This is a genomic window from Devosia honganensis, from assembly GCF_042648785.1.
Lineage (GTDB): Bacteria > Pseudomonadota > Alphaproteobacteria > Rhizobiales > Devosiaceae > Devosia > Devosia honganensis.
On sequence record NZ_JBHRYD010000008.1, the window covers coordinates 46,745 to 53,843 of the forward strand.

Sequence of the window (7,099 nt, forward strand, 5' to 3'; positions counted from 1 at the left end):
ATGTTCGACGGTCTCATCCTCCTGGGGCAGGGGATTGCGCATTTCCTCACGCCGGCGGGCCTGTTCAACGTCGCCTGGGCGACGCTGCTCGGCCTGGCCATCGGCATATTGCCCGGGCTCACCGCCACCATGGGCGTGGCGCTGCTGGTGACGCTCACCTACAAGATGGCGCCGGACCAGGCCATCCTGACGCTGATGTGCGTCTATCTGGGCGCCATCTACGGGGGCAGCCGCACCGCCATATTGCTCAACATCCCCGGCACCCCGGCCAATGCCGCGGCGACGCTCGACGGCCATCCCCTGGCCATGCAGGGCAAGGCGGGCCTGGCCATGGGCCTGGCCACCACCTCCTCGACCCTGGGCACGCTGGTGGGCATCTTCTTTCTCGCCATCATCGCCCCGGTGCTGTCCGAGGCGGCGCTGCGCTTCGGCTCCTATGAATTTTTCTGGCTGGCGCTGTTCGGCGTCGTCATCTCGGGCCAGATGACCGGCTCGGACACCCCGCTCAAGGGCTATGTCTCGGGCATTCTGGGCCTGCTGGTGGCCATGGTGGGCATGGAGACGCTGCACGCCTATCAGCGCTTCACCTTCGGCATTCCGGCCCTGGGAGGCGGCGTCGACCTGATCCCGGCCATGGTGGGGGCCTTCGGCCTCGCCGAGATCCTTTCCACCATGAAGCGCACCGCCGTCGCCCATATCGCCCCGGTCAACGACCGGGTGATCCCCACCCTGCGGGAGATCTTCCAATATTGGAAGACCATCATCCGCTCGGGCATCATCGGCACCTTTGTCGGCATCATCCCGGGCGTGGGCGAGGATGTGGGCGCCTGGAGCTCCTATGCGGCGGCCAAGAAGACCTCGAAGCACCCCGAGGAATTCGGCAAGGGCAGCCAGGAAGGGCTGATCGCCGCCGAAACCGGCGACAATGCCGTGGTCTCGGCCTCGATGATCCCGACCCTGACCCTGGCCCTGCCCGGCTCGGCGGCGGCGGCGGTGCTGATCGCCGCCATGATGATCCACGGCATCCGCCCCGGCCCCATGATGATGATCGAGAACGCCCCCTTCCTCTACCAGGTGGTGGGCATGCTGCTGCTGGCGACGCTGGCCAATCTGGTCTTCGGCCTGTCGCTGACCAAGGTGTTCATCAAGGTGCTCTCGGTGCCGCGCGAGCGGCTGATGGCGGTCATCTACGTGCTGTGCGTGGTGGGGTCCTTCGCCATCACCCAGCGCATGTTCGACGTCTATGTCATGCTGTTCTTCGGCGTCGCCGGCTTCATCCTGCGCGAGATGAAATATCCCATGGCCCCGCTGGTGCTGGGCATCGTCCTGGGCGACCTGCTCGATCTCAACCTGCGGCGGGGGCTGGCGCTGACCAATGGCGATCCCACCCCGTTCTTTACCCGTCCGATCAGTGCTGTTATCTGCCTCGTCATCGTCCTGACCATCCTCATGTCCATCCCGGCGGTGTCCACCCGTGTCAGATCCATCTTCACCCGTGGCCGCAAGGCCCCGGCGAAAAGCTGAGACGCCCAGGCGGCCGCGCAATTCGGCCAAGACCAAGGCATCCATCCTCGCGGCGGCGCGGGGGGAATTCGCCGATCGCGGCTTCGAGGGCGCGCGCGTCGACGCCATCGCCGAGCGGGCCGGCGCCAATAAGCGCCTGCTTTACCACTATTTCGGCAATAAGGAGGATCTCTACCGGGCGGTGCTGCTCGACGCCTATCAGGAGATCAGGCGGGGCGAGCGGGCGCTCTCGCTCGACCAGTACGATCCCGCCCAGGCCATGGACCGGCTGGTCCGCTTCACCTTCCGGCATTTCCTCGCCAATCCCTGGTTCCCCAGGCTCCTGGGCGCCGAGAACATCGAGAATGCGCGTTTCCTCAAAACCCTGCCCGATATCGGGGCGCTGCATTCGCCCCTGGTCGGGCAGATCGCCGCCATCATCGAGCGCGGCAGCCAGGCCGGGGTGTTCCGCCGCGACGTCGACCCGGTGCAGCTCTATATCTCCATCGCCGCCCTGGGCTTTTTCTACGTCTCCAACACCGCCACGCTTTCGGTCATCTTCGACCGCGACCTGTCGAGCATCGCCATGGTCCAGGAGCGCGAAGGCCACGCCGTGCAGATGGTGCTGGATTTCCTCAAGACCAAGCCGGGAGGCTGAGGGGGAATGTTGCGTTCGAACTCATGAGCCGACGACCCCTCTCCCAGCGCCCCCGGTGCTTGTGGAAAGTCCTCCCGGGAAACGCATCGGCGCTGTCCTGCGCTCGATCATGAAACGCCCTACAGATTGAACACCCGGCGCGGCTTGAACTGGCCGAATTCGACCGTGCCGGTGGCCACCACCTGGCCGCGGAAGCTGGCCCAGCACTCCTCGAGCGCCAGCGGGGCCGTGGCGCCGGTCAGCAGGATGGCATTGCCGTGGGCGACGGCCCCGGCCTGTCCCGCGTCGAGCCGGATTTCGGGCAATTGGGCGAGCCCGGCGGCGACGGGGGCGAGGAGTGCGTCGCGGGCGGGGCCGGGATCGGCGGCCTCCAACTGGGCGAGCGTGACCGCGTCCGCGTCGGTGAAGGGCCCCACCGCCGAGCGGTGGAGGCGGGTGACGTGGCCTTCCGTGCCCAGCGCCGCGGCGATGTCGCGGGCCAGGGCCCGCACATAGGTGCCCTTGCCGCAGGTGACCTCGAGCAGGCTTTCCTCCGCGCCGTGCTCGAGGAGGCGGATGGCCTCGATATCGACGGGGCGCGGCGCCAGGTCCAGCTTTTCGCCGGCCCGGGCCAGGTCGTAGGCGCGCTCGCCAGCGATTTTGATGGCGGAAAAGGCCGGGGGCTTCTGCATGATGGTGCCGGTGAAGCGCGGCAGCACCGCCTCCAGCGCCTCCGCGCCGGGGCGGATGTCGGAGGTGGCGATCACCTCGCCTTCGGCATCGTCGGTGGAGGTGGCGCGACCCCAGCCGATGGCGAAACGATAGATCTTGGTGCCGTCCTGCACCTGAGGCACCGCCTTGGTGGCTTCCCCCAGGGCGATGGGCAGGATGCCGGTCGCCAGCGGATCGAGCGTGCCGGCATGGCCGGCCTTGGCGGCCGAGAACAGCCAGCGCGCCTTGCCCACCGCCTGGGTGGAGGTCATGTCATAGGGCTTGTCGAGCACCACCCATCCGGAGATGGGGCGCTTTTTCGCTCTGGCCTGGGTCAAAGGTCAGCCTTCGTCGCTGTCGTCGGGATCGGTGTCGAGATCGCGCCGCACCCGCTCGGAGCGCAGCAGGGCGTCGATGCGCCCCGCCTCCCCGAAGGTCTCATCGACCAGGAAGCGGATTTCGGGGGCGAATTTGAGCTCGACCTGCGGGGCGATGCGGCCGCGGATATATTTGCGGTGCCGGTTGAGCGCCGCCACCGCCGCCTCGGCATGCTCGCCCCCCAGCGGCATCACATAGGCGTTGGCGATCTTGAGGTCGGGCGTCATGCGCACCTCGGGCACGGTCAGCACCATGCCGCGCAGCGCCTCGTCCTCGATGTCGCCGCGGGCGAACAGCGCCGCCAGCGCGTGGCGAATCAATTCGCCGACGCGCAGCATGCGCTGGCTGGGACCGGCCGGTTTGGGTTGCTTTTTCATGGGCAAGCGGCTTAGGCCGTCCACGCCCGCGCGTCAATCCGCGCGGCTCAGCCCCGCTGCCGATTTCAGCCGGGCGAACTGCCCCTCGACCGTCTCGGGCGAGACCGGCCAGCTCGATTGGTCGGCGGGGTCGAAGGCGGCGCCGCGCCATTCCCGATAGACCATGGCCATGCCGGTCTCGGACTTGTAAAAGCCCACCACCATCACCTCGCCCCGGCCCTCATAGCCGGGCAGGCCGTCGCGATAGGCGCCGCAGACGAAGCCCAGGGGCGGAATGTCGTCGCCCGCATCCGGCTCGAGCTGGAACAATGCCACCGTCTCGGGCCGGCAGGCGCGGGCATAGATGCCGATCACCAGCGAGCGGAAATCGGCCAGCACCGGCGCGGCGCTGCGGCTGATGCGGGCGCCGTAAAGCGTGGTCCAGAACGCCTCGCTCTCCCCGCGCGGATAGATTTCCAGCCGCGCCTGCCCGCCATCCTCGGCATAATAGGTGCTCGTCTGCTCCGCCAGCGACGCCCCTTCGGCGAGCCAGTCGGGGCGCGGCAGGGTGAGGCGCTGGCCCAGCGCGTCGAGCACCAGTTCCGCGCCCGCCTCGGCCAGCGGCGGGCCGTCCTGCTGCGCCAGGGCGGGGCCGGCAAGGAACGCGGCGGCAAGCAGGAGCGGAAGCAGGATCTTCATCGGCGGCACAGGCTCTCCTCGCGCCCGGAACGAGACGGGCCGGTGCGGGCGCTGCGCATCACCGGACATAAGGGACGATTAGGGGCAGGGGGCGCGGGCGGCAAGAGCGCGGGCCCCGCCTGCGGCATCGAGGGCCCCGATTGGGGGTTTGGTGCAACACTCAGCCCCGGGCGGCGCGCGGCTGGGGCATGTCGGGCAGCAGCCGGTGGGGCGGCTGGTGGCCGTCCATGAAGGCGCGGATATTGACGATGACCGCCTCGCCCATCTCGATGCGGGCCTCGAGCGTGGCCGAGGCCATGTGGCCGGTGAGGATGACCCGATTGGCCTCGGCCAGGGCCAGCAGGCGCGGATTGATGCCGTGGCGGTTGTCGAAGACGTCGAGCGCCGCCCCGGCCAGGCGCCCCGTTTCCAGGAACGCGATCAGCGCCGGCTCGTCGAGCAGTTCGGGGCGGCTGACATTGACCAAATAGGCGTCCGGCTTCATCCGGGCCAGCCGCGCCGCCGAGAGGATGTCGCTGGTGTCGCGGGTCAGCGGCGTGTGCAGCGAGACGATGTCCACCGTCTCCAGCATGGCGTCCAGATCGTCCCAATAGGTGGCCTCGAGCGGCCCTTCGACGCCCTGCGGGCGGCGGTTGCGGGAATAATAGTGGATGGTGAGGCCGAAGGCCCGGGCCCGCTGGGCGACGGCGGTGCCGATGCGGCCCATGCCCACTATGCCCAGCGCCTTGGAGCGCAGCCTGTGGCCCAGCATGGAGGTGGGCGACCAGCCGGCCCAGGCGCGGTCGCGCAACAGAATCTGCGTGCCTTCCACCAGCCGGCGCGGCAGGGCCAGCATCAGCGCCGTCGCCATGTCGGCGGTATCCTCGGTCAGCACCGATGGCGTGTTGGTGACGGTCAGCCCGGCCCGCCAGGCCGCCTCGAGATCGATATTGTCGACCCCGTTGCCGAACTGGGCGATCAGCCGGACGCTGGCGGGCAGGCTTTCGATGAGCCCGGCATCGATGCGGTCGGTTATGGTGGAGACCAGCACGTCCTTGCCGGCGAGGCCGGACAGGATGTCGCTTGCGGTCAGGGTCTGGTCGGCCTCGTTGACGTCGGTTTCGAACAGCGTCGCCATGCGGGCCTCGATGCTCGCGGGCAGCCGCCTCGTCACCAGGATCTTGGGTTTGCTGGATGTCATGCGGGACCAAATCGGCGTCGCACGGGCGGGCGGCACCGTCCTTCAGCGACCATTAAGGATCATGGACTAGTGATAAGGCAATTCCAACCCGCCTGCAAAGTGATGTTGCACCAGCCCGTCCATCGGGGCCGCGCCCCCTTCGTCCTGCTCGTCCTGCTCGGTCTCCTGTCCGGGCTGGCGGCGCAGCCCCTGCCGGCCGCCGCCCAGGACAATCCCAGCGGCCTCAAGCTGCCGCGCTTCGTCTCCACCCGCTCCAACCCGATCAATGTGCGGGTCGGGCCGGGCACGAAATACGACATCGCCTGGAATTACCTGGTTTCAGGCGTGCCGGTGGAGATCGTCCAGGAATTCGACACCTGGCGGAAGATCCGCGACGTCGACGGCGACGAGGGCTGGGTGCATCAGAGCCTGCTGGTGGGCACGCGGGCGGGCTATGCCACCCCGCTTCTGGCCAATGGCGAGGTGGCCATGCGCACCGGCCGCTCCGAGGACGCGGCGCTGCGCGCCCGCCTCGCCCCCGGCGTCCGGGTATCGATCAGCCGCTGCGACGGGGCCTGGTGCAACGTCTCGGCGACGCAGCCGGGCGAGCGCGCCGCCTTTTCCGGCTGGGTGCGCCAGGAAGAGCTCTGGGGCGTCTATCCGGACGAGGAATTCGACTGAGCCGGCCCCCCTATTCCGCCGCGTCCAGCTCGGCGATGGCATCCTGTTTCTGCCGTTCGCGCCACAGCGCCCCCTCCTGCCGGGGGCAGGAAGCGCAATAGGTGCCGGGAAAGGCCAGATAATCGAGGCAGCAGCCCTTGCGGGCGACGATCGCCGCCTGCCGCCCGCCCGGCAGGTCGATGGTTTCGAGGCTCCCCTGGCCGGCCAGGCCCATCGCCTCGAGCCAGAGGGCGCAGTAGCGATGCTGCTCGGCGATGCCGGTGCCGGGCCGGTACTGGGCCAGCCGCACCATCAGCCCCAGCATGCGGTCGGCCAGGAGCCGCATCGCCGGCAGGCGCTTCAGCCGGGTGACGGCGTTGATCTCGACGAGGACCGCATCGGCCATTCCGCGCAATTCGCCCCCGGCGCGGGCGATCATCGCCTCGGTGCCGGCGCGGTATTGGGGGCCCGGCTCGAGCCGATAGCCGTCGATATCGAGGTTCTGTCGCGCCTGCGACAGGCGGGCGAGCGCCGGCAGCGCCCCGTGCACATGCACCCCGATGACCGCCAGATAGGCCGGCTGCCAGAGCAGATTGGTCCATAGGCGCACCGCGTGAAAGGGCTGGCCGGCCTCGGGATAGGCGGCGGCGAGCCGCGCATGCAGCGTTTCGATGAAGGCGCGGTTGTCCCGGCCCGGCTGGTGCCAGCCGGGCAGATGGCCGCCCGGCGCACCCTTGAGAAAGCCGCTGGTCGAGGCCGCCAGGGCGATGAAGCGGGTCAGCGCCACGTCGTCGCTGTCCTGGGCGAATAGATAGTTGCGGACCTTCACCTCGGCCTTTCCCTGCGCATATGCCACCAGGCGCCGCCTTGGGCGCGAGGAGTGTTCATTTCGGGCTCTTGGCTCAATTTATCCCCCACACCGGGCTTCCCTCGGGCTTGTGTGGACGATTTTTGCTTTACTGCTTGCATCAGCCGGGATGCGCATCCCGGCTGATG

Annotated in this window: 8 protein-coding genes; 3 read left to right on the forward strand and 5 right to left on the reverse strand. The window is 68.7% G+C overall.

The window, feature by feature from the left end:
• Both ACFOOL_RS10740 and ACFOOL_RS10745 read left to right on the forward strand, forming a co-directional pair.
• Window positions 1-1,524 (forward strand): tripartite tricarboxylate transporter permease, encoded by a 1,524-nt coding sequence (locus tag ACFOOL_RS10740; RefSeq protein ID WP_380096996.1) that lies wholly within the window; start codon window positions 1-3, stop codon window positions 1,522-1,524.
• The gene (locus ACFOOL_RS10745) at window positions 1,496-2,161 is read left to right on the forward strand and encodes a TetR/AcrR family transcriptional regulator (RefSeq protein ID WP_380096997.1); all 666 of its coding nucleotides are present in this window, start codon (window positions 1,496-1,498) and stop codon (window positions 2,159-2,161) included. Before ACFOOL_RS10740 ends, ACFOOL_RS10745 begins: the two co-directional genes overlap by 29 nt.
• 119 nt (window positions 2,162-2,280) lie before the next feature.
• Here ACFOOL_RS10745 and truB read toward each other — a convergent pair whose 3' ends face one another.
• From truB to ACFOOL_RS10765, 4 genes are all read right to left on the reverse strand, one after another.
• Window positions 2,281-3,189, reverse strand: coding sequence for a tRNA pseudouridine(55) synthase TruB (gene truB / locus ACFOOL_RS10750; protein ID WP_380096999.1), 909 nt, complete (start codon window positions 3,187-3,189; stop codon window positions 2,281-2,283).
• 3 nt (window positions 3,190-3,192) lie between these two features.
• A complete protein-coding gene (gene rbfA, locus ACFOOL_RS10755; RefSeq protein WP_380097000.1) occupies window positions 3,193-3,606 on the reverse strand; it encodes a 30S ribosome-binding factor RbfA in 414 nt (137 codons plus the stop codon).
• 33 nt (window positions 3,607-3,639) lie between these two features.
• A complete protein-coding gene (locus ACFOOL_RS10760; RefSeq protein WP_380097001.1) occupies window positions 3,640-4,284 on the reverse strand; it encodes a hypothetical protein in 645 nt (214 codons plus the stop codon).
• A 160-nt stretch (window positions 4,285-4,444) separates the two neighbouring features.
• The gene (locus ACFOOL_RS10765) at window positions 4,445-5,464 is read right to left on the reverse strand and encodes a 2-hydroxyacid dehydrogenase (RefSeq protein WP_380097002.1); all 1,020 of its coding nucleotides are present in this window, start codon (window positions 5,462-5,464) and stop codon (window positions 4,445-4,447) included.
• Window positions 5,465-5,569: 105 nt separating this feature from the next.
• Between ACFOOL_RS10765 and ACFOOL_RS10770 the strand changes: the two genes are divergently transcribed.
• Entirely contained in the window at window positions 5,570-6,124 is a 555-nt protein-coding gene (locus tag ACFOOL_RS10770; protein ID WP_380097003.1) for an SH3 domain-containing protein, read from the forward strand.
• Window positions 6,125-6,134: 10 nt separating this feature from the next.
• On the opposite strand, the gene ACFOOL_RS10775 is transcribed toward ACFOOL_RS10770, so the two are convergent.
• Window positions 6,135-6,959: a siderophore ferric iron reductase gene (locus ACFOOL_RS10775; protein ID WP_380097004.1), complete on the reverse strand. Its 825-nt coding sequence runs from the start codon at window positions 6,957-6,959 to the stop codon at window positions 6,135-6,137.
• Window positions 6,960-7,099 lie beyond the last annotated feature (140 nt).